This is a genomic window from Streptomyces umbrinus, assembly GCF_030817415.1.
Classification (GTDB): domain Bacteria; phylum Actinomycetota; class Actinomycetes; order Streptomycetales; family Streptomycetaceae; genus Streptomyces; species Streptomyces umbrinus_A.
On the sequence record NZ_JAUSZI010000002.1, the window covers coordinates 10,124,025 to 10,143,453 of the forward strand.

Genomic DNA, 19,429 nt, shown 5'->3' on the forward strand with positions numbered 1-19,429 from the left:
GGGCCTTTCGGATAGGGCTTGACTCGACCTCGGTCTCAGCCGACCGCCGGCTCATCGACCTCGACCTCGGCTGCCTGCTCCTGCTTGGCCTCGGGAGCCGGGGCCTGGGCCTGCGACTCCTTGGCCGCCGCCCGTGCCTCGCGGGCGGCGCGCATGGACGAGAACTGGTTGTCCAGCGTCTTGTCGTCGACCTTGAACTCGGAGGCCTCGACGGACTTGGTGTTGACCACCAGGCCAGTGCCGCGCGTCGCGGGCATCACGTTGCCCTTGAAGCCGTAGATGGTGCCGACCTCGCTGCCGTCCTTGTTCAGGATCGGCTCGGTGTTCGGACCCGCGGCCTTGACGATCTCCGCCATCTGACCGGTGGAGTACGGCGCGCCATTGTTGTAGCGGACCTTGCCCTCCTCACCCTGAACCCGATCGGACTTCAGATGCAGGTTCGTCTGTTCCGGACCGCGCGGATCTCGAGCGTCGATCTGGACGTCGGCGTACTGGGACTTGCCGCCCCTGGTGACGCCGTTCTTGTAGACCTTCGCGATGAGGTTGACTCCGGTCATCGCGCCCTTGCCCTTGAGAACTGCCATGATCTCTTCCTTCCGCTTGTTCCGACTGCCCTCTGACAAGTCGGCCGCGATCAGTCACATCGTCCGGAAAAGGCATTGAGTCCCGCCGAACGCTCTTCACACTAATACTGCCATAGAGCATTCGACAAGAATCGCGACTAATCTTTCTGGTCGCGTTTGAAGTCGGTCTGGATAGGACGTTACCGCGAGTCGAATGCGATTCCGGCGTCCGCTGTGGTCACAGCCTGATCGACCTGGGCCTGAACCCGCACGACGAGGTCGGCGTCCAGTGACGAAGCCTTGGACCGCCCCATCCGCTCGGCCTGCTCGCGCTCGGCGCGCAGCTCCGCGATCCCGGAGCGCAACACACGGGTGCTGGATTCCTCGTCCGTCGGCTGAGGTGTCAGCTCCCGGGAGACCCGTGTCATCGCCGCGGCATCGGCCACCGGCAGATCGGGAATTGCCTCGGCCTGGCCGGACTGGTCCAGGTAGTCCATCGCCGCCAGCAGCAGCCGCCGGCGGTCCCTGGTCGTCTCGACGAAGGTCTGGTGTGCGTGCGGCCCGATCTCGACGTCGGTGACGAAGTCGTAGCCCAGGTGGTGCAGGTCCAGAGCCTTGACCTCGGCGAAGTCATACGCGGCACCGGCAACAATCTTGAAGTCCGTGCTGACCGCGTCGGTTTCGGTACTCGCCTGGTCCTCGGCGCTCGACCCCACGCGCAGCACCAGGCCGGAGGAAGCGAGATCAGCCCGCAGGCCGTCCAGCTTCTGGTCATAGGACTGCTTCATCGTCCGGATGCGCGCGTCCAGCACCGCCCGGCCGCGCTTGCCTTCGGTCAGAAGCCGGCCGCCGGGCTGATCGTAGATCGTCCGGCCCAGGTTCTCGGCCTCCTCGGAGTCTTTCATCCGCTGCAGGGAGGCATCCGCGCGCAGCGCCATGAGCGAGAGCAGCCGCTGGCCGTAGGTCGACACGTCCTGCTGCTGCTCGTACCACTGGCCGGCGTCCCCGAGGAAGGGCAGGAAGTGCCGGTACTTGCTCATCAGCCGCCGGTGGTAGTTCTCCTCGAAGCGGTAGAAGTCGTAGAGCGGGCGCGAGTCCTCGGCGGCGACGCCGGCGTTCTCGGCCCGTTCCCACTGGTGCGTGAGGTCGCGGTAGACCCCGGCCTTCTCCCGGTGATGCTGCAGGCGTGAGGCGTAGCTGCGCAGTCGGAAGCCGAAGGAGACCAAGTCGGCCTGAGCATTCTCGTCTTCGCCCTGCCGGTCCGCGGCGAGCACCGCCATCTGCTGGTAGTCCATCCCCATGACTTCGAGCATCGGCGTGCGCACCCACAGCTCCGACTCCGGCATGGCCCGCAGCATCTGGTAGACGCCGTTGACGGCGCGCTCCATGATCTGCGTACGTCCCTGCTCGACCAGCTTCTGCCATTCCTCCGTGTTCAGAGACTCCTTCGCGCGGCGCTCGTTGGCGTAGTCGACGATGCGTTCCATGGCCTCCGGCATCGGGGACCCGGCACGGTCGAGTTGCGCTTTCACGACCTCGGTCACCAGTTGGTTCGCCTTGCGCATGCGGGTGTCATTCGAGCCGGCGCGCCACAACGTTCGGTCTGTCGGCAGACAGGCGAGCAGGAACTGCGGCAGGGACTCGGCACGGATCCGCTCGTGCGCCCACCGCTTGATGAAGGTGGTGACGTTGCGCCGCTCGTAGCCGACGGCGCTGGAGAGATGAGCCACCGCCTGCTTCTCATCGAGCCAGGCGTCAACACCGCGGCGGAGCCTGGACTTGTGCCGGTCCAGGAGCTTGCCGCGCTGCGTACCGTTCTTCGTCACCTGGCCCCGGCCGCCGTCGACCATGGCCAGGTGGCAGTGCACGTGCTCGGTGTCGACCTGGATGACCCCGACGTAGCGCAGGTCGTCGAAGCCGCTGGTGCCCGAGCTCATCCGCTCCAGACCGTGCATGATCGCCATGCGCAGCTTCATCTGGTCGATGTGGCCGCGGTAGTCGCCGCGGGCTTCGCAGTGGAAGTCCTCGTCGACGATCTTGTGCTTCCGCAGGTACTCCTCGTCGAAGGACAGCACCGTCTTGAGCATGGTGTGTCCGGCGTCGAAGTAGTGCTGGATGTCCCTGCCGGCCGCGCGCAGCTGCTCGTCGGAGAGTGAGACCGAGCCGTAGCCGAAGGCCACGCCGCCGTCGCCCTGGGCCTGGCGCATCTCATGCTTCGCCGCGCCCCGCGAGATGCCGGCGCGCTCGACGGCCGACTCCCGCGCCATGTAGCGCATGATGAAGTCGTCGGTGCGCAGGCGCTGGATGGGAGCCAGCGACTCGGTCGCCTGCTCGCGGGCCATGTACCGGGTGACGTAGTTGCCCGGTGTCGCGCCGCGTGATCCCTTGCCGCCGGGCAGCGGCACGCTGAATTCGTTGACCACGATGATGTCCTGCTTCAGGCCCAACGTCGCTCTCCTTCCTGTCCCGGTACCGGCGCACTACGGCCCCGGCTCCTGTCCGCCAGCAACCGGGGCCGCGCTCGTCATGCCTGATCCGTCCTCAGGACCCCAGGCTCTGCTCGCCGTCCTCGCCGAAGTCCAGATCGGCCGCACGCTGGGCCACGTGGCGCTTGCGCTCGTCCAGACTCGGAGCGGGCGCGACCTCACGTCGTCGGGTCCCCTGTTCCTGCTTCTCCAGATCCAGGTCGAGATCCAGGTTCAGGTCGCGCTGCGCCTCACGGGCCGGAACCGGGGGAGTGAACGGCTCCTCCTGCTCCTCAGCCGTCTGCAACGCTGCCGCCACGCGCTCCCGGTAGAGGTTTTCCGTGGTGCCTTCGGTGCTCGCGCGCTTGGTCTGGTACTGCTCCCGTTCGGCGGCGATCTCCGCTTCGATCTGCTGCAGACGCGCGCTCATGCCAGCGACCGGCGCTGCCTCAGGCGCGGGCGCTCCGACGACCTGCTTGACCTCGGTGTCCAGGCCCAGCTCGTCCTCGGTGAACAGCGAGTTGATCGCGTCCGAACGTGCCTTCAGCCCGCGTGCATCGACTACGGCCTCAGCCCGCGGGACGCCGTCCGCGGAGTGGTCGGCGAAGTAGCCGACGAGGTCGTAGCCGCTGGACTCGAGATCGATCTCCAGGCCTCCGATGTCGTGGATCTGGGTGAAGACCACGGGCGTATCGCCTTCGGTCTGCGCCCCCGACGGAGCGAGGACAAGCATGTCCGCCGTGGCCGGCAGCTCCCACTCGATCCCGGTGACCTGTTCGGGCACTGCGAAGCCGCTCGTGAAGTAGCCCTTGCTGGCGAGCACGACCAGCTGCTGGTCGTCGAACTCGTAGAAGGCGTCTACCCTCTCGCCCTGGCTGGGGGAGTAGGTCACCTGGGAGATGCCGAACGGCAGGGCCTTGGCCGGGGTGACCGAGCGCAGCTCGCCCGTCATGTGCAGATACGGGCGGTAGTTCTCCTCCTTACCCCGGTGCTTGAGGTCGAGCGATTCGACCATGACGCCGAGCTCGGCGGTCACCCCCTCCAGCCGATACGTCTCCACTTCTCGTTCACGCAGGACACGGTGGGCCCATACGTCGTTCATCGTCAGTCCTGCGGTGCGCATCACGTGCTCCTCTTGCGGTTGGTCCTGCTCTTGTTGGTGGTCCTGGTCGTGGACTTCGGTGTGACGTCGGCCCCGGTCGCCTCGCCCCGGGCGTCCCGGATCTTCGCGATCATCCGCGTTGCCCAGCGCCACATGCCGCGCATCACGACGATCTCGCCCGCGGCGAGCAGTGCAACCAGGAAGAGGAGCGGCATCAGCCACATGGCGATGGTTCCGTCCACACTGAGCGCACCCCGGGATGCGCCCGACTGCTGGTGCAGCCATGCGCCCAGCAGCGGGATGATGACCATGGCCGTGATGAACGCCAGCAGACAGTCGGCGAGAAGGACGATGACCCGGAAGAACCCCGCCCACACCGCGACGGAGAACCTGCCGGTCTCCTTCTTCGGGGCCAGACGCCGCCATCCGGTGCGCAGCTTCGAGTCCTTCTGTTCCTTCGCGGGCTTCGCCCTGGTCTGCTTCGCCGTCGCGGCCGTGCTCGTCGGGGCGGTCGTCTCGGTCTTCTCCAGGGTCTGGGTCGACATGTTCGTGTCCTTACCTCTCGTCGGGGTCTTCTTTGGTGCGTGCTGAAGCGGTGGGCGCTTCGCTCACCCGGTCGGCTTGGGGGAGGGCTGTTCCCCGCTGGCGGCAGCGAGGGCGTCGCGGGTCTTGCTGGAGGCCCGATAGGCGTCCAGCGATGTCACCGGGCCGTCGTGAGAGGTGGAGTAGGTGAAGACCAGGAACTCGCTCTTGGCAGCACTGTTCTGATCCGGTCCGACGCGGACCGGATCGAGCCGGGCCACCCCCGTGTAGGAGTAGTTCAGGCCCAGCACCCGACTCACACCGATGTCCAGATCAGCGAGCGTGTACGTCGTCCCAGCGCCCTTCGTGGCTCCGGTCGCATTCATCCACTCCGGTACGAACTCGGTGAGCACCCGGGACTTGTGGTCGAGGAAGCCGTAGCGCGCGTCGAGCAGTACCTGCTGCTCCTTGACGGTCCGGGTCGACGCCGAGCTGTCGGTGAGGCTGAGCAGGAGGGACCGGCCCGTCGCCCTGTCACGGTTCACCCGCTCGATGTCCATGCCCGGCAGCTGAACCAGCAGCGCCGTGTGCTGTGTTGCGAGCTTGGTCTGGGCGTCGCCGAGGTTGCCTTCGAGCTTGTGAACAACCGCATCGGCCTGGGTGTCCGACGCGGCCGGGCCGTCGCTGAGCAGGCCAGCTCCGAGCGTGACCACCGAGAGCGCGAGCAGCGCCCCGGTGCCGCCGATCAGGATCTTCCCGGCGTGCTGGCGCAGCTTGTCCTTGATCTCCTCCTTCACGGTGCCTTCACCTCCTGCTTCAGGGCCTCGCCGGTGGCCGTCGTGCCGGTCTGGATGTTCACGAACGCCTTGCGGACCAGGCCGTAATCGGCGCGGGCCCAGGCCAGCACCGCCGGCCTCTCGCCCGCACCCGTCCTGGTCTCCATCGCCAGCCAGGTCACCGTGATGGTGCTGTCGTCGTTGACCAGGTAGGGCACCTGGGCGACCCACTCAAAGCCGGAGCTGAAGCTCATCGGGATCCCGACGCCGGCCGCCACGTCCTTGTCACTGGCGAGCAGGTACCACGGCCCCAGGTCCGCCTGGTGCACCGAGGGGGCGAAGTAGGGGATGAGGTTGCGCAGCGTCGACTGAGACGTCGCCGTGTCGAGCGAGCCGCCGTCTGCCGCCACGCTGGGCGTCAGGTAGCGGTAGTCGTTCTGCAGCTTCGCGACCTGACCAGCCGCCGTCAGGGCCGCGGTCAGACCACGCTCGGCGTCGTCGGCCTTCGGCAGCGCCGCCGTCTTCGCCTCGGTGATCCTGATCTGCTCCCGCAGAGAGGAGATCTCCGGCGCCGCCGTATCGCTCACCGCGCTCTGACCGCCGGAGAACCCCGCGGAGAGTACGAAGCACAGCAGTGCGCCCACACCCATGCTCACGCCGGCCACGAGGGTGCGCTTGCGCAGGCCGCCCGCGGGCTCCGTCTGCTCAGGAGTGTCCGCGCCCTCCTGCGAGGACGCGCACGTCGCGACGAAGCGCGTCTTGCGCACTGCGCTCCCACCCGACTCATCGGTCTGTTTCGATGCCATTGGTCCTCAACTCGCCGTTTCACTCGAACATCAGTGCAACTCTATCAATGAGACGAGTCGAAAGGGAGTCTTGACTATCCGGAATAGCGAGTCTCGCCACTCGCCGGGACACCGGAGAGATTCGAGACCTTGCCCTGGGTGTCGACCGTGACGAAGAGCAGCGCGCGCCGGTGCGCCGTGACACTGGCTTTGCTCGACTTGTTCTGGGACACCGCGTCGGAGGTGACCTCGACATCGGCCAGGGTGGCGTAGGTGTAGAGGCCTGCCTTGACGTCGACGACTTCGACGTCCGGATCCTCGCCCAGAGCCGAGTTCAGGCCGACCGTGTCGATGTAGTAGTAACGCCGCCCCTGGGAGTCCTCGTTGAACCTCGACGGAGGCATGAACGACTTCAGGAACGTCTCGTTCTCGGCGAGGCCGAACCGGCTCTTCAGGCTCGCGCGCGCCGCCTCGTAGCTCTGTCCCGAGTCCCACGTGAAGGCCATCGAAAGCAGCGACTTGATGCGCTCGCCGTCGGTGCTCAGCCGGTTCTGGCTGACACCCAGGGCCGCCAAGATGTCCGCGTTCACCTGCTCGGCGTTCTTCTTCTGGATGCCTGCCAGATGTCCCTCGACGTCGTTGATCTGGGTTTCCTGTTCAGCCAGGGCCGTGTGCTGGCTGCTCCAGGTCGCGCCGGCAACCGTCGCGACAACCGCGAGGACCGCTGCCGTCACCAGGACCGAGAGATTGCGCCGGAAGAACCCCCGCCGCGTGGGTGCTGCCGTCTGTTCCGTCATCGCTTCCCGCCCTTCTTCTGTGCGCCCGTGCCGCTGATTTCAGGGACTCCGGACCCGGCCGGCATCTTGATTGCGGGGTTCTCGTACTGAGCACCGGTGGCGGTCACCACCAGCGCCACGTGGCCGAAGGTCCCCGTCGTGGCGTTGCGCACGTAGCGCGCGCTCGCCCAGGCGAGCACCTCGCCGCTCTTCGTGTCCCGGCACAGCCAGACGACCTTTGCCTGGTTCGTCGCGCCCGAGCCGTCCTTCACGCTCAGATCGGGCATCACCGTCTCGACCTTCCATGCGTACGTGCTCGGGGCAGCTGCGTTCTGGCCGGCGTAGCGGATGTACCAGGCGTGGCGCGGATCGATCTCGGTGGCCGTATCGAACGGCGTCAGCGACGAGGTGCTGTACGCCTCCTTGTCACTGACCAGGAAGGAGTCCTTGCTGAACAGCGCTGCCATGTCCCGGCGGTGCTTGATGATCTCCAGCGTGGCCTGGTTCGGGGCCCCGTTGTTCGGGCTGGGCTGGACGCTGGCCTGGCGGTACAGCGTGACGAAGGTCTGCTCCCCGGTCGCGACCTTCTTCGCGTCGGCGGCTGCCGCCTCGGTGAGCTCGGACAACTGCGCGCCGGCGTCCGCTGGCACGGGCGTGGACCGGGCATCATCCAGATGCCCCTTGAGCTGGACGATCTGGGCCTCGTTGTCCGCCGTGCTCGCCTTGAAGCTCTCGCCGGCCACGCCCGTGGCGACGACCAGGGCGAGGATCCCGACCCCCATCACCGCGGTCACGCTGCGTCGGATCAGGCGCGCGTTGTCCTCCGGGCTGCGTGTCTGGACCCGTTCGCGCTGGCGCATCGTCCAGCCCGCGAAGCGCTCTTCGAGCTCAGCTCCGGTGACCTTCTTGCGCGTCTTCGGTGCCGCGGGCTTCTCCTCGGGCATCGACCCGGTCTCCTGCTCGGGGCCCGTGCTCTCGGACTCAGCATGGACTGTCGTCACGGAACGCACTCCTTACTTCACGTTGCTCCCATAAGCGACTCAAGTCTATCTGGAAAGGTATTCCTGGCCGACTCTGAATCCATTCGATAAGGGATCCTAAAAGTGAAGCCGACACGCAGGGCCTGCACCGGACATGAAGAAGCCGGTGCCCGGATCACCCGGCACCGGCTTCTCACTCCCAGATCAGATACAGCGCATCAGACCGTCTTGATCTTGCCGGAGGGAAGCATCGAATCCGACATGTCCACGAACTTCCAGCCCGCGGCCGCCATCCGCGCCGCGCTGTCGACGCGAACCCGACCCATGAAAGCGCAGTAGCCGGCCTCGCCGAGGATGACCTTGTCGCCCTGGACGCCGAGCACCACGAGGGTGTGGCCGGCGGGACTGGAGCCCGGGCCGGAACCCACCGAATATGCCGTCGGGGTCGAGGACAACTGCTTGCCGGTCTCCCTCGCGATCGTGTAGGCCGTCTCCTTGCCGGCACCGGCCGGGTAGGTCTGGAACGTCGTGTACTTGTTCACGAAGTAGGTCGAGAACGACACGCAGTTCTCAGCGTGATTGCTCCCGCACGAGCCAGGACCACCCTGGTCGCCGTAGCGGTCGTCGAGGAACTTGTCGCCCTCCTTGTTGAAGAGGTCGACCAGGGCCTGGGCCTCTTCCTGGGTCATCCCGCCGTCCTTCAATGAGACAGAAGTGCCGCCCTTGGAGGTGCAGTTGCCCAGGATCGTGTTGATGCCGGAGGCGATGTTCTCGATGATCCCGCCGACGATGTTCTCGACGCCGCCCACGATCGAGCTGTCGACCGACCAGCCGCTCATCTTGCCGAACCACATCTCGGCGTTGTCGCCTCGTGAGGTGAGCCCGGCCGCGCCGTCAGCGGAGCGCTCCCAGTTCTCGTGGAAGTGCAGCGCCGCCGCACGCGGCGACCCCTGCGACTTCTTCAGCATGTCCTTGAAGACCGTGACATCGCCCGGGTTGTCACCATCGACCATGAAGGCCAGCTGGGCCTTGATCGTGAACCAGTCGACGCCCTTGCTCTTCGCGTACTGGCGCAGCAACGTGTTGCGGCCGAACGTCCACTGCCCGAGACCGATGCCCTTGTCCGTGTTCTGTGCGGCGCTGGCCTTCTCGGCGGTCATGGCATACGTCCCCGTGGGGAAGTTCTGCACGCTCGTCGGGTCGATCCCGGACTCCTGCGACCAGTTGCCGAGGATGCCCGCGATGTTCTCCTTCGGCATCCCCCAGCTGCTGAGTACCGAGTAGGTCTCCTTGGCGTTCTTCTCCACGTCCGCCGGGACGGTGGCCCCGGAACCGTTGCCGACGCTACCCGCGTTGACGACGCACGCCGTCCCGTTCGCGTTGATGCTGCCTTCGGTCAGCGCCGTCGAGTTGAGGACGCCGGTCAAGACCGTGCCCAGCAGGGCCACGGTGGCGGTCATCGCGACCCCACCCGACATCGCTGCGGCAACTGGGGTCATCGTCGCCGTGACGGTGACGCCCAGGACCGCGCCGGCCCCCTTGGCTAAAAAGCTGCCGATCGCCATGAACGGCGCAGCGATCGCATGACCAACCGCCTTGGCGATGTTGACGATGAGCGTCCACAGCAGCTTCCCGGCGTTGACGGCCATCGCCATGGCGGCGAAGAACATGGACTTCAACCAGTTCAGGAAGGCCATGGCCATGACCACGCCCATGACCGGCGGAGCAGCAGCCGCGCCACCGCCGACGGCGACACCCTTGGCCGCCTTCGAGCCCAGGCCCTCGTCGTCCTTCGACGCACCACGCTCGTAGCCCGTGCCGCCGGCACCCAGCTCGCGCTGGTCGGCCGGCTTGGCGTCCGGGCTGCCACCGGTGACCTTGGACACGCCCTTGACCGCGTCCTGGGCCCCCTCGACGCCGACGTTCTTCGCTGCGCCAACGGCGGCTCCCGGAAGCCCGCCAGCCTGCGCGCCGGCCACGGCACCGGAGACGGCAGCTCCTGCGTAACGCCCGGCGTTACGGCGGGTCGCGCTGCTGCCGTCTCCCTCGATCGCCTTCTGGGCCGCGCCTCCGGCCATGTTCCCGGCGACGCCGTTCATGCCCTGCTTGATCTTCGACCCGGCACTCGCGGCACCGGCCGCCTTGCCCGTGGTCTCCGCGGTGTCTGCCGCATCCGGCATCTTCGGCGCAGTGTTCGCCGCGCCAGAAGGACCAGAAGAAGCAGCCCCCGGCCCCGAGAGCTGCTTGGGCACGCTGGCCCTGCCCTCGGGAGGCTTCTCGATGCCCTCCTCAGGGCCGAGGCTCTTGGTCCCGCGACCCTGCCGGGGCATCCCCTGATTCACCGACGTGCTCGGCTGGTCCTTCGTCGTCCCCTTCTTGGGACTCCGATTCGGCTTGTCGGTGGCCATGTCGTTTTCCTTTCCGGCTCAATACCAGGTAGCGGGATGCGTCACTTTCTCGCCGCACTCAATGGAGAGTGGTGAGGAAGTCCTTGTCGTCGCGAATGGTGCTGTTGGACTGCACGTCCCGCAGACTCGCGTCCAGTCGGAGCAGGTCGAGCGACAGATCCGACTCGTACTGAGGCTTGTTCCGGGAGTAGTTCTGATACGCCTGTGAAAGGTTGTTCATGATGTTCATGAGCGGGCGCATCGTCACGTCAGAGGACTGGTAGTCCTTGGTGAGGCTGGTGCCGTCCGAGAGGATCCACTGCATGTCCGAGATCTGCTGGCTCGTCGGATCCGAGCCCTCGTCACGCTTCTTGGTGAAGAACTGGGCGTAGCTCTGACCGGCCGGCACCAGGGCTTCGAGGTAGCCGTCGTAGACGTTGCCTGCACGCCAGTTGAGGTCGAAGCCGCCCGGGACGACGTGCTTGGTCTGCAGCGCCAGCGTCGAGACGCCGTCCTTGGCCGCGGCCGCGGAGACGCCCGTGATCTTGTCGGTGGCGATTGAGACCGGAACGGTCGGCGGACGCAGGAACAGGCCGTCGATCTTCGTCGTCTGCAGGTCGGACGTGTACGACTGAATCTGCGTCAGATTCGTGCGCATCTCGACGAGCTTCTGGTCCAGGGCCTCCCTGGCCTCGGCCTCCTTCTCCTTGAGCGTGACCTCGTAGTAGGCCTGCGCAGGGTCGAAGGTCAGGGCGTCGAGCGCCGCGATCTTCTGGACCCCGGATGCGCCGGGGTTGAAGAAGACCCGCCACTGGTCGTACTTGGAGAAGGTCTCGTCGCCGGCCAGCTTGCCGCTGCTCTGCGTCTGCTCCGTTCCGGGCGTGGTGAGTTCGGCGTTCGCACGGACCGTCAGGTTCAACACCTGGCGGTCGAAGGGCCGGTCGGCATTCAGGAGGACCCCGACGTAGCCGGTTGAACCGAAGGCGTAGAAGGAGCCCTTGACCCCGCTGGTGCTGACCGGCTCGCTGTTCAGCGAGGTGTCCGACCCGAGCAGGAACGCCCTGTAGTCCGCGGCGTTGTACGAGATCTGGGCGGTCGGACTGAAGTGCATCATCACGAGCGCCTTGTTGCCGCTCTTGTTGGTGTAGATCCCGTCGACGGTGCCGTCGAGATTCGTCTTCGACGTCTTGAAGTCGCTGGTGTACAGCGCCGTCTGCGACAGCGAGTCCCGCTCCGCCTGGTACGCCGAGGCTCCCGATGCGCTGATCACGATCGCGCCCGTGACCGCGAAGATGCCGAAGAACACTCCGAAACGCTCGATCGCGTGGTGCGAGTCGAGCTTGAACTTCCTGCTGAAGGCCAGTGCCTTGTCCTTGATCCCCATGTTCTGCTCTCTTTCGTGCCTGCACCGTGCTGCGGGCCCGGATATGGCGAACCGGGCCGGAGGAGGCCTTGCACCTCAACCGACCCGGTTCGCTCGACGCCTCTGTCCCCGGTCGTGTGCACGGTCTGTGACGGCCTCTTACTTGGAAGGGCCGCTCAGGAACCCGCTGAACTGATCGGCGGTCTGGACGATCACCGTGCCGCCGCCGAGGTCTGTGATGGTCTGCTGGCCGCCGGAACCGATCGTCTCGACAAGCGACCACCCGCCGGTGCCAAGGGCTCCGCCGACGAGAATGAGGAGCGCGATCGTTCCCCAGCCCTGCTGGTGACCCGCGGACTGCGGGTTGGCCATCAGCTTTTTGATCAGGAGCACGCCGCCCCAGACCAGGCCAGCAGCACCGAGCAGCATGAGCAGAAGACCGCCCCAGAGCTGGATCTGGGACTTGGCGTTCTGCAGGAAGCTGGTCAGGTCCCAGGCTGCGCTCGGCAGGAAGGCCTGTGTGAGGACGGCTGCCTCGTAGATCTTCGTCATGGTTCTTTCCTCTCGCCTTTCCAATCCTTCGGTGGCATGACAGTGAGTCACAAGGCAACAAGCGCAGCTCATCCATAAGGCCGGGCAGTGATGGAAGCCGGAGTGGTCGATGGGCGTACTGTCGGATCCCCCCGCTGGCTCGTATGTGTGTGCATCCGCAGTGACTAATCTACCCCATTGGAATAGCGAATCGCAGATGCACATGAAAGGTCTGTCAATAAAGAGTCGAAAGCGGATCGGAAACGAGGCGAATCGGCGTTGCGGCGCGCGACCGCAGGGCTGCGGTGGGCGCCTGTGGAATCCGCAGTGTGAGATGTGTAATGTGCCGCTCCAGCACTGCTGCGACGCTGGCCTGTCAATTTCGAGGCGGGCCACCCTCACGCACCCCGTCGATCGCGATCTTGACCAGGAAGTGCCAAACCGTCATGAACCCACTGCCCGGGGACCTTTTCGCCCGCCGACTTCGTCAAGAACGCGAACGCCTCGGCATCAGCCAGGCAGAGCTAGCGCGCCGTATGGCCGCACTGCTCGGCACGAACGTTGGCTCCACCGCCATCACACGCATCGAGCAGCAGACCCGCGCGGTCAGGCTCGACGAGGCGGTCACCGCTGCCGAGGCTCTCGGGGTCCCTCTGATCACACTGGTCAGCGACAACTACGCCCGCGAGAACGAAGCTGAGATCCAGAACCAGCTCGCCGAGCTCGCCCTCACCGAGCAGGAATGGGAGAGGCTGCGCCAGAAGATCCACCGGATCACCCAGACCATCCAGCAACTCTCCGCCGATCGGGAGGCCTTCCGCTCTCACGCGCTGGACGTCAACCCTGAAACCGCCGGCGACTACGAGCTCGATCCTGAGACCCAGGCCGTTCTCGACGCCCGGATGCGTGATGCTCGCAACAAGCCGGCCGACGAGATCACAGCCCCAGACGCATGACGCTGTTGCGGGCGGCCGGGTTGAACTCCCAGTCGTAGACGTTCACCCTCTCGGGCTTCCGTCACCGGCCGGCCCGCATGATCTCCTCGGTGCTCGCGCCGGGCAGGCGTCTACCGCACCATCGCGGGTCGCGCGGACTCGCCCGAAGACGCCATGGCCCTCGTCATGGAGGAGCATGGCCGGCTCGACGACCGGCACGGCGCATCAGCCCTGAAGAGGAAGCGGGGTTCTTCGCTCGGGCCGACGAGCTCAACGCCCGCATCGCCGAGATCCTCGAGCAGTACGGTCTAGGCTCGTAGGCATGGGAATCGACTGGGAGAACATGCTCGGCACAAGCGGCAAGGGCCTCAACGACGCCTACGACAGCGCGGTCTCCGCGGTCATCTACAGCGAGGACCCGGGGGACGACCGTCGGCCGCTCCCAGTCGGCGAAGAGCACGACGACACAGACGGCCTGCGCTGACCTGAGCGCACACGCGAAAATGCCCCGGTGAGTCGGGGCGTTTTCGTTAGGGGTGGTACCAGAGGGTGGGGCCGACGAATCTGGCTGTAAGGCGGTCTCAGAACGCTGTGCGGACATCGCTGCGGGGGTCTCCCACGGGGTCCGCTCGTCGTAGAGTTCAGCTCGGGCAGAGCGCCGCCACGGGCGGGCGCAGCGAACGGCCAGTCTCGCGCTGAACCGAGGTCATATGTGGGACAGTCGCGTCGAAGTGTGGATGCCGTCCTGGGGGCGGTGGATGATGCCGCTGTACGGAAGCCGGATCCTCTCATCGCGTCGGCAGATCCAGTGTCGCCGTCGTGCGGTTCTCGGAACACGTCGAGCAGGTAGTTGCCGGAGGCCGGATCGCGTAGCCATGTCTGATGTACGGCGGCCAGCACCTCCGGTGTGGCGTCCTCCCAGATCCGGCCGTTGCCTGCCGCGTCGAAGACGTATCCGGGGAAGCGGTTGCGGACATCGGGAAAGCTCTCGGCCGGAATCGCGATCTCGGTGTCTCCATGCGTGCGCGTCTGCCTGCCGCGGAACAGGTCCAGCGCCCAGCCCGCGGCCACGTACCAGGGCGTGCTGATCCCGGCCAACTGCTGCGCGACCTCACCGGGGGTTCAGCAGGATGACCACCTGGCTTGGAGGGCTTCGATCTCGCCGGGTGACAGCTCGATGCCGCCGCTGGGCAGTTGCTCGCTCACCGCAGGAATCTAGCAGCGGACTCGAAGGCCCCGGCTGTGGTCAATGAAGGAGATCAGCGGGACCTGAAGTCGCACCGACTGGCGATCACATAAGGTCACCAGCCGGTTGGCTCCTCGGAGAACTGGCGACAGTTGACTACGAGATCCCACCAGTACCAAGCCCGGGGGTTACCGGACGTGAACCCCGTCGCGGTGCCGGATGCCTGACCGGCCCGTTCGGGCTGTGTGACCCGGAGCGGCCACTCGGCGATAGGTGGCCGCTCCGTGCGTCCGGCGCACACGGCAAGATCCCCTCATGGATCCAGCAATCATCGCCGCAGTCATCACCACCCCAACGGCCGTCATCGCTGCCGCAGCCGCGTACGCAGCTGGACGTGCTCAAGCGCGAGCCGCGCACCACGGGCCGATCGACGCGGTACGCCGGCAGCATCAGCGCGACGCGTACGCCGCTCTCACCCGAGCTGCCTGGTCCTATTTGGGGAGCGCCGGGCTTGTGAAGCACCTGGTGGAGCAAGTGAATCGTGCCCGTCTGAACGACCGTGAGCTCACCCCGGAGGCTCGTGCTCGTTTGTGGGGAATGTGGGACCGTACGAGCCTCAGCAGAGACGACGTGGCCGATGTCCTGGCTCCCGCCGACATTCCGCCAGCCATCGGCCGCGCCCTAAGGTGGCTCGAACGAGTGTCACCGACCTGGCGGCAGGACATCCACGACGCCAACAAGATCGACGACGTGGCGCATGCCGAATCCGTGGTCGCGCTCGAAGGTCCTGACCATCTGGCAGAGCTGGCCGAACGGATCAGGCGCCAAGCCGTCTCCGTTCAGCATTGCTGGGCCACGGCGGCGTTCACCCCCTTCAAGCCACTCCTGCGACAGGAGATGGAGTGTGAGGTTCCCCTCGACAAAATGCTTGCGGATCTAAAGGAATCCATTCAGGCGTTCACCCAGGCTGCGCGCGCCCACCTCAACACCCACTAGTAGCACTCCGGCTTTGAGTGAGGGGGAGGGAGACGGGACCCTACCGAGTCTGGAGATCCGCGGTACGGGCGCCTGCTGGAGGATAGATCCTCTCGACGCAGTCAGCGAGGTACGCAGCCTCGCTGAGGTTCAAGGTGAGCTGAACCTCTACTCCGCGCCTCTGGCGGTCAAGGGGCTCGAAGTGCCCCTTCCCGCACATCCACTCCACGACTAGCCGCGACGCGGGCGGGAGCGTGAGCATCACATGGCCGTCGGACAGCTCGATGCGGTGGTCAACGAAACCCCGCTTCAGGCTCGCGGCGAGTCGATCCAGGGCAGCGGTGGAGGTCATGCCCAGAGCCTAACGGCGGACCACCCTCACCCGGACAGCTCTCCATCAATTCCGCTGCATCCCTGCCGAGGAGGGAAAAGGACCCCCACCACCTCGTCATCGCACTGGCGTGCTCAGAGGTTCTGAAGGCGCCATTCCCGTCTATTTACCGGCAGGAGAAACCTGCGCGGGCCACACCATGCCCACCTTCTCCTCACGGGTCGGCCCGCTCGTTCTCGTGCACGACAGTCGACCTGCGCTCATGCACGGTCATCAGCATCTTTCCGGGTCGCACAGTGGCCCGTGCCACCGGGCGCACCGTCTGGCCGGGGGCCAGTGTGAAGCGCACCGTCCGCAGGATCGTGGCCAGGGCTGTGATCAGCTCGGTAGTTGCGAACCGATCGCCAATGCATCGGTGTTTGCCCGCACCCCAGGGCAGAAGAGCTCCTGGCGGGAGTTCCTGCGCGCCGTCCAACCAGCGGTCGGGGTCGAACTGCAGGGGCGAGGGATAGAGGTCCGGGTCGCGGTGCAGGGCGTGCTGGCAGTAGGCCAAGTTCGTACCGGCTGGCAGCGTCCACGGCCCGAGCCTGGTCTCCTTGAGGGTGCGACGGGTCAGGATCCAGCCCGTGACATGCAGCCGCAGTACCTCCTTGATCACCCGGTCCAGGGTCGGCAGCTGGCTGATGTCCGCGAACGTCACCGGCCGGTCGCCCAGCACCTGTTCCAGCTCGTCCAGCACCTCAGTCTCGATGTTGGGATGCCGAGCCAGCTCGTAAAGCACCCAGGCCAATACCGAGCCCGTGTTCTCCGTGCCGGCCAACGCGAGCGTGAGTACCTCGGAACAGATCTGCTCATCCGTCAGCGGGCGACCGGTCTCCTCGTCCTGCACGGTGAGCATCACAGAAAGCATGTCGCCGGTGTGGTGGCCCGTGGAGCGCAGGCCCGCGACAGCCTCGGAAATAGTGCTCCAAATGGCGGTCCGGGCCCTGTCGAAGCGGCGGTTGAGCGGGAGCGGCAAGCGCTTAGCCCAGCCTGGCATCATGATCCGCAGACCGACGCTGTCCATCACCGAGGCCAGGTTCTGGCGTAGTTGCCGGAAGGCGGCGGCGTCGAGGCTGTCGGAGAACACCGTTTTAGTGAGCATGGTCAGCGACAGCTGCACCATGCTCTCGCGGACATCGATCCGCTGACCCGGGGTCCAGCTGTCGAGTGCGGCTTCCGTCTCGGTGCGCATGATGTCGACGTACCGGCCCAACTTGGGTCGCGCGAAAGCGGGTTGCATCTGGCGACGCTTAGCGCTGTGCACGTCCCCGGCGACAGTGACCACGGAGGTGCCCAGAAGTACGCGCATCTCGTCGAAGAACGAACCCTTGTCGAGGGTGTCCGCGATCGGGGCAGTGAGCATCGCACGGATCAAAGCGGGGTCCTGGACGACCAGTGTGGGGGTACCCGGCTGGAGCGTGATCTCCACCAGGGGCCCGTACTGGCGGAGCGAGGCAATGAAGGGGAGGGGGTCAGGGAAGAGCCGGAAGAAGTGGCCGAGCAGCGGAAGAGATCCCGCTGCCTTGGGTATGGGGGGAGGCGCTGCGGTAGTCACGGCGGTTCAGTCCCTTCACGGTGATGACCTGTCATCACTGCCCATATCGCCCCTGGGCGCAATCGTGCGCTTTGGGTGGCGTTGGCCACGTGCAAGGGGGTGGTGGCGAGGCTCCCGGTGGAGCGCGGAGACCGCCTGGGCGTCAACGGCCCTTCTCCCGCGGTGTGTTGAGGGTTACCGGCCGGGTTTGCCGCGCCTGTTGAGGGGTGCGGTCCTGGGACGATCACGGGCAGTTCCTGCGAGTGGAGCCGAGACCTCGCCCGTCCCGCCCGTGATCAGTTGTCAAAAGCCCTACCCGTTGGGGAACTTCCAGATGTACGGCTCGCCGTCCTCCTCCGACCAGTGGACCTCTACCTCCTTCGCGGCCGCCGGTACCAGATACGACTCGCACAGAGTGTGCGATTCCGACGGCGCCCAGCCCTCAATGTCGTAGGGGTCCTCGCAGCCCGGTGCGTCGTCAGAGGCGCCGATGAGCAGGGCGCCCTTCTGGCCGTCGGCGTAGATGACGGTGGAGTCGTTGGCCTCGGAGTCGCTGGTGAGGGCCGGTCCGCTCTTATGCGTGAACTTGAGGTGGGCGACCGCGAGGGCCATGCCCTTGGCGTCGGCCGGGTCCCGGACCAGCTTCGCGGCTTCGGCCTCCGTGCCGAGCTCCACCTTCTCTGCGGTGATCTCGTATGTAACGTTGCCGCTCTCCTCCTTGACCGTCGCCGTGGCGCTCTCGCCGGCGGCCAGCTCACCACCGGATGCTTCCTCGGACTGAGACGCCGCGGCCTCCGGTGCGGTGTTGGACTTCGGAGTGGTGGACTCCTTTACGTCAGCATTGGCGCTGTTGTCCGCGTCGCCGCACGCACTGAGGGTGAGTGCAAGGACTGCGACGGGGGCGACGATGAGCAGCGTGTTCTTGTGGTGCAGCACAACAGAGTCCTTCTCTAGGTGATGGCGTGGATGGCGCATGCAACTGCCGGATGTGGCTGAGGGCGTGACGCCGGTCTGGTTGTGAGCGGCCTGAGCCCGGTCCCGCCGGACTGCTGGGGCTTGTTGGCACTTCAGGTGCCGGGCTCGGTCTGGCATGGATGCCCTACCAGTCACCCACCAAGGGCTCTTCAGCCGGCGGTGGGCGAGTGTCCGCTGTAGATACTTGGCCTGAGGGAGAGGGCCGGAGAGCATTGTCGAGGGCGGCGAGGGCAACGCCGTAGAGCCGGTCGGGGTCGGTCCACCAGTGGGTCAACTCCAGCCCGGAGACGGCCAATTCGTCTGCCAGGCCTTCGGGGCGGAATGTGGCCGACAGTGCGGTGCGCAGGTCCTCTCCCGCCTCGAAGTGAACGAGTGTGCCGCCCAGTCCGTGAAAGGTCACGGACTGTTCTCGCCGTGAGCGCAGCTGTACCTCGATCCGCTCATGGTCGACGTCCCAGACCACGACGTGCTCGAATGAGTCGAGGTCGACGTCGGCCCCGAGTTCGCGGCTGAGGCGGGCCAGCACATTTCGGTTGAAGCGTCCGGTGCCCCCGTCGGCGTCGTTGTACGCCGCGACGATTGCGGTGGGGTCCTTGGCCAGGCGGACGCCGAGCAGCAGCGTGTCACCCGGGTCCAGGGCAGTCCTCACGCTGGTCAGGAAGGCGCTCCGTTCGGACGGCAGCAGGTTGCCGAAGCCGCCTCCAAGGAAGGCCAGCAGGCGTGGGGCCGGGAGGGAGTTCCGGCATCGTGGTGAAGTCGGCGACGGCGGCATGGACCTCCAGACCGGAGAAAGCGGCGGTGAGAGCCCGGTCGGCTTCGTCCAGAGGACTGCTGCTGGCTCCGACATACATGTGGTGGCACAGCGTGCCGTGGTCCTGCAGCGCGTCGACGAGCAGGTGGGTCTTGGTGGACGACGTGAAACCGAACTCAATGAGCGTGCGCGCGCCGGTGAGGGAGGCAATATCCGGGCAGGAGCGCGTGAGAATGGCTCGCTCAGCCCTCGTCGGGCAGTGCTCAGGAAGTCGGGCGACCTCCGGAAACGGACTGCTGCCGGTCGCGGCGTACAGCCACTGCGGAGGCAGACGTCTGGGACGCAAGGTCAGCCCGTGGCGCACCTCACGTCGCAATGCGGCGGTGGTGGCGTCGGTTGGCATGCATGGCTCCTGACACTGCGTGACATGCAGCTCGCGGAGCAGGTTCA

The 19,429-nt window shown here is 66.2% G+C and carries 17 protein-coding genes and 2 pseudogenes; 3 read left to right on the plus strand and 16 right to left on the minus strand.

Annotation, left to right across the window (positions count from 1 at the left end; all coding sequences use genetic code 11):
- Positions 1-35: 35 nt before the first annotated feature.
- The 11 genes from QF035_RS44845 to QF035_RS44895 all read right to left on the minus strand — a co-directional run bounded on the left by QF035_RS44845 (position 36) and on the right by QF035_RS44895 (position 12,271).
- Entirely contained in the window at positions 36-584 is a 549-nt protein-coding gene (locus tag QF035_RS44845; RefSeq protein ID WP_307527546.1) for a hypothetical protein, read from the minus strand.
- Positions 585-763: 179 nt separating this feature from the next.
- On the minus strand, positions 764-3,010 hold the full coding sequence (gene mobL / locus QF035_RS44850; RefSeq protein ID WP_307527549.1) for a relaxase MobL: 2,247 nt from the start codon (positions 3,008-3,010) through the stop codon (positions 764-766).
- 94 nt (positions 3,011-3,104) lie between these two features.
- A complete protein-coding gene (locus tag QF035_RS44855; RefSeq protein WP_307527551.1) occupies positions 3,105-4,151 on the minus strand; it encodes a hypothetical protein in 1,047 nt (348 codons plus the stop codon).
- On the minus strand, positions 4,151-4,675 hold the full coding sequence (locus QF035_RS44860; RefSeq protein ID WP_307527553.1) for a hypothetical protein: 525 nt from the start codon (positions 4,673-4,675) through the stop codon (positions 4,151-4,153). Before QF035_RS44860 ends, QF035_RS44855 begins: the two co-directional genes overlap by 1 nt.
- Before the next feature lie 63 nt (positions 4,676-4,738).
- Positions 4,739-5,449 carry a hypothetical protein gene (locus tag QF035_RS44865; protein ID WP_307527555.1) on the minus strand — a complete coding sequence of 237 codons (711 nt, stop codon included), beginning with the start codon at positions 5,447-5,449 and terminating at the stop codon, positions 4,739-4,741.
- Entirely contained in the window at positions 5,446-6,195 is a 750-nt protein-coding gene (locus QF035_RS44870; RefSeq protein ID WP_307527557.1) for a hypothetical protein, read from the minus strand. The genes QF035_RS44865 and QF035_RS44870 overlap by 4 nt, the downstream gene beginning before the upstream one ends.
- 113 nt (positions 6,196-6,308) lie before the next feature.
- A complete protein-coding gene (locus QF035_RS44875; protein ID WP_307527559.1) occupies positions 6,309-7,010 on the minus strand; it encodes a hypothetical protein in 702 nt (233 codons plus the stop codon).
- Positions 7,007-7,990, minus strand: coding sequence for a hypothetical protein (locus tag QF035_RS44880; protein ID WP_307527561.1), 984 nt, complete (start codon positions 7,988-7,990; stop codon positions 7,007-7,009). Before QF035_RS44880 ends, QF035_RS44875 begins: the two co-directional genes overlap by 4 nt.
- 197 nt (positions 7,991-8,187) lie before the next feature.
- Positions 8,188-10,377, minus strand: a complete 2,190-nt coding sequence (locus QF035_RS44885) for a phage tail tip lysozyme (protein WP_307527562.1) — start codon at positions 10,375-10,377, stop codon at positions 8,188-8,190.
- Positions 10,378-10,435: 58 nt separating this feature from the next.
- Positions 10,436-11,740, minus strand: a complete 1,305-nt coding sequence (locus QF035_RS44890) for a hypothetical protein (protein ID WP_307527564.1) — start codon at positions 11,738-11,740, stop codon at positions 10,436-10,438.
- Positions 11,741-11,878: 138 nt separating this feature from the next.
- A complete protein-coding gene (locus QF035_RS44895) occupies positions 11,879-12,271 on the minus strand; it encodes a hypothetical protein (protein ID WP_307527566.1) in 393 nt (130 codons plus the stop codon).
- A 425-nt stretch (positions 12,272-12,696) separates the two neighbouring features.
- Between QF035_RS44895 and QF035_RS44900 the strand changes: the two genes are divergently transcribed.
- On the plus strand, positions 12,697-13,206 hold the full coding sequence (locus QF035_RS44900) for a helix-turn-helix domain-containing protein (protein ID WP_307527568.1): 510 nt from the start codon (positions 12,697-12,699) through the stop codon (positions 13,204-13,206).
- Positions 13,207-13,507: 301 nt separating this feature from the next.
- Complete coding sequence (locus QF035_RS44905; RefSeq protein WP_307527570.1) at positions 13,508-13,669, plus strand: hypothetical protein; 162 nt, start codon at positions 13,508-13,510, stop codon at positions 13,667-13,669.
- 515 nt (positions 13,670-14,184) lie between these two features.
- On the opposite strand, the pseudogene QF035_RS55950 reads toward QF035_RS44905, so the two are convergent.
- Positions 14,185-14,256 (minus strand): annotated as a pseudogene (locus QF035_RS55950) (hypothetical protein); the annotation flags it as partial.
- Between the two features lie 430 nt (positions 14,257-14,686).
- On the opposite strand from QF035_RS55950, the gene QF035_RS44915 reads away from it, so the two are divergent.
- A complete protein-coding gene (locus QF035_RS44915; RefSeq protein ID WP_307527572.1) occupies positions 14,687-15,367 on the plus strand; it encodes a hypothetical protein in 681 nt (226 codons plus the stop codon).
- A gap of 40 nt (positions 15,368-15,407) precedes the next feature.
- On the opposite strand, the gene QF035_RS44920 is transcribed toward QF035_RS44915, so the two are convergent.
- The 4 genes and pseudogenes from QF035_RS44920 to QF035_RS44935 form a co-directional block, all read right to left on the minus strand.
- Positions 15,408-15,698 carry a hypothetical protein gene (locus QF035_RS44920; RefSeq protein WP_307527574.1) on the minus strand — a complete coding sequence of 97 codons (291 nt, stop codon included), beginning with the start codon at positions 15,696-15,698 and terminating at the stop codon, positions 15,408-15,410.
- A 193-nt stretch (positions 15,699-15,891) separates the two neighbouring features.
- Positions 15,892-17,274 (minus strand): cytochrome P450, encoded by a 1,383-nt coding sequence (locus QF035_RS44925; protein WP_307527576.1) that lies wholly within the window; start codon positions 17,272-17,274, stop codon positions 15,892-15,894.
- Positions 17,275-17,565: 291 nt separating this feature from the next.
- The gene (locus QF035_RS44930) at positions 17,566-18,189 is read right to left on the minus strand and encodes a hypothetical protein (protein WP_307527578.1); all 624 of its coding nucleotides are present in this window, start codon (positions 18,187-18,189) and stop codon (positions 17,566-17,568) included.
- Positions 18,190-18,451: 262 nt separating this feature from the next.
- Positions 18,452-19,382: pseudogene (locus tag QF035_RS44935) on the minus strand (L-histidine N(alpha)-methyltransferase); the annotation flags it as partial.
- Between the last annotated feature and the right edge of the window lie 47 nt (positions 19,383-19,429).

Bases quoted from the DNA above. Each gene is read 5' to 3' on its own strand.
- QF035_RS44845 (WP_307527546.1), bottom strand. From the start codon at position 584: ATGGCAGTTCTCAAGGGCAAGGGCGCGATGACCGGAGTCAACCTCATC.
- QF035_RS44855 (WP_307527551.1), bottom strand. From the start codon at position 4,151: ATGCGCACCGCAGGACTGACGATGAACGACGTATGGGCCCACCGTGTC.
- QF035_RS44860 (WP_307527553.1), bottom strand. From the start codon at position 4,675: ATGTCGACCCAGACCCTGGAGAAGACCGAGACGACCGCCCCGACGAGC.
- QF035_RS44875 (WP_307527559.1), bottom strand. From the start codon at position 7,010: ATGACGGAACAGACGGCAGCACCCACGCGGCGGGGGTTCTTCCGGCGC.
- QF035_RS44885 (WP_307527562.1), bottom strand. From the start codon at position 10,377: ATGGCCACCGACAAGCCGAATCGGAGTCCCAAGAAGGGGACGACGAAG.
- QF035_RS44890 (WP_307527564.1), bottom strand. From the start codon at position 11,740: ATGGGGATCAAGGACAAGGCACTGGCCTTCAGCAGGAAGTTCAAGCTC.
- QF035_RS44895 (WP_307527566.1), bottom strand. From the start codon at position 12,271: ATGACGAAGATCTACGAGGCAGCCGTCCTCACACAGGCCTTCCTGCCG.
- QF035_RS44900 (WP_307527568.1), top strand. From the start codon at position 12,697: ATGAACCCACTGCCCGGGGACCTTTTCGCCCGCCGACTTCGTCAAGAA.
- QF035_RS44905 (WP_307527570.1), top strand. From the start codon at position 13,508: ATGGGAATCGACTGGGAGAACATGCTCGGCACAAGCGGCAAGGGCCTC.
- QF035_RS44915 (WP_307527572.1), top strand. From the start codon at position 14,687: ATGGATCCAGCAATCATCGCCGCAGTCATCACCACCCCAACGGCCGTC.
- QF035_RS44920 (WP_307527574.1), bottom strand. From the start codon at position 15,698: ATGACCTCCACCGCTGCCCTGGATCGACTCGCCGCGAGCCTGAAGCGG.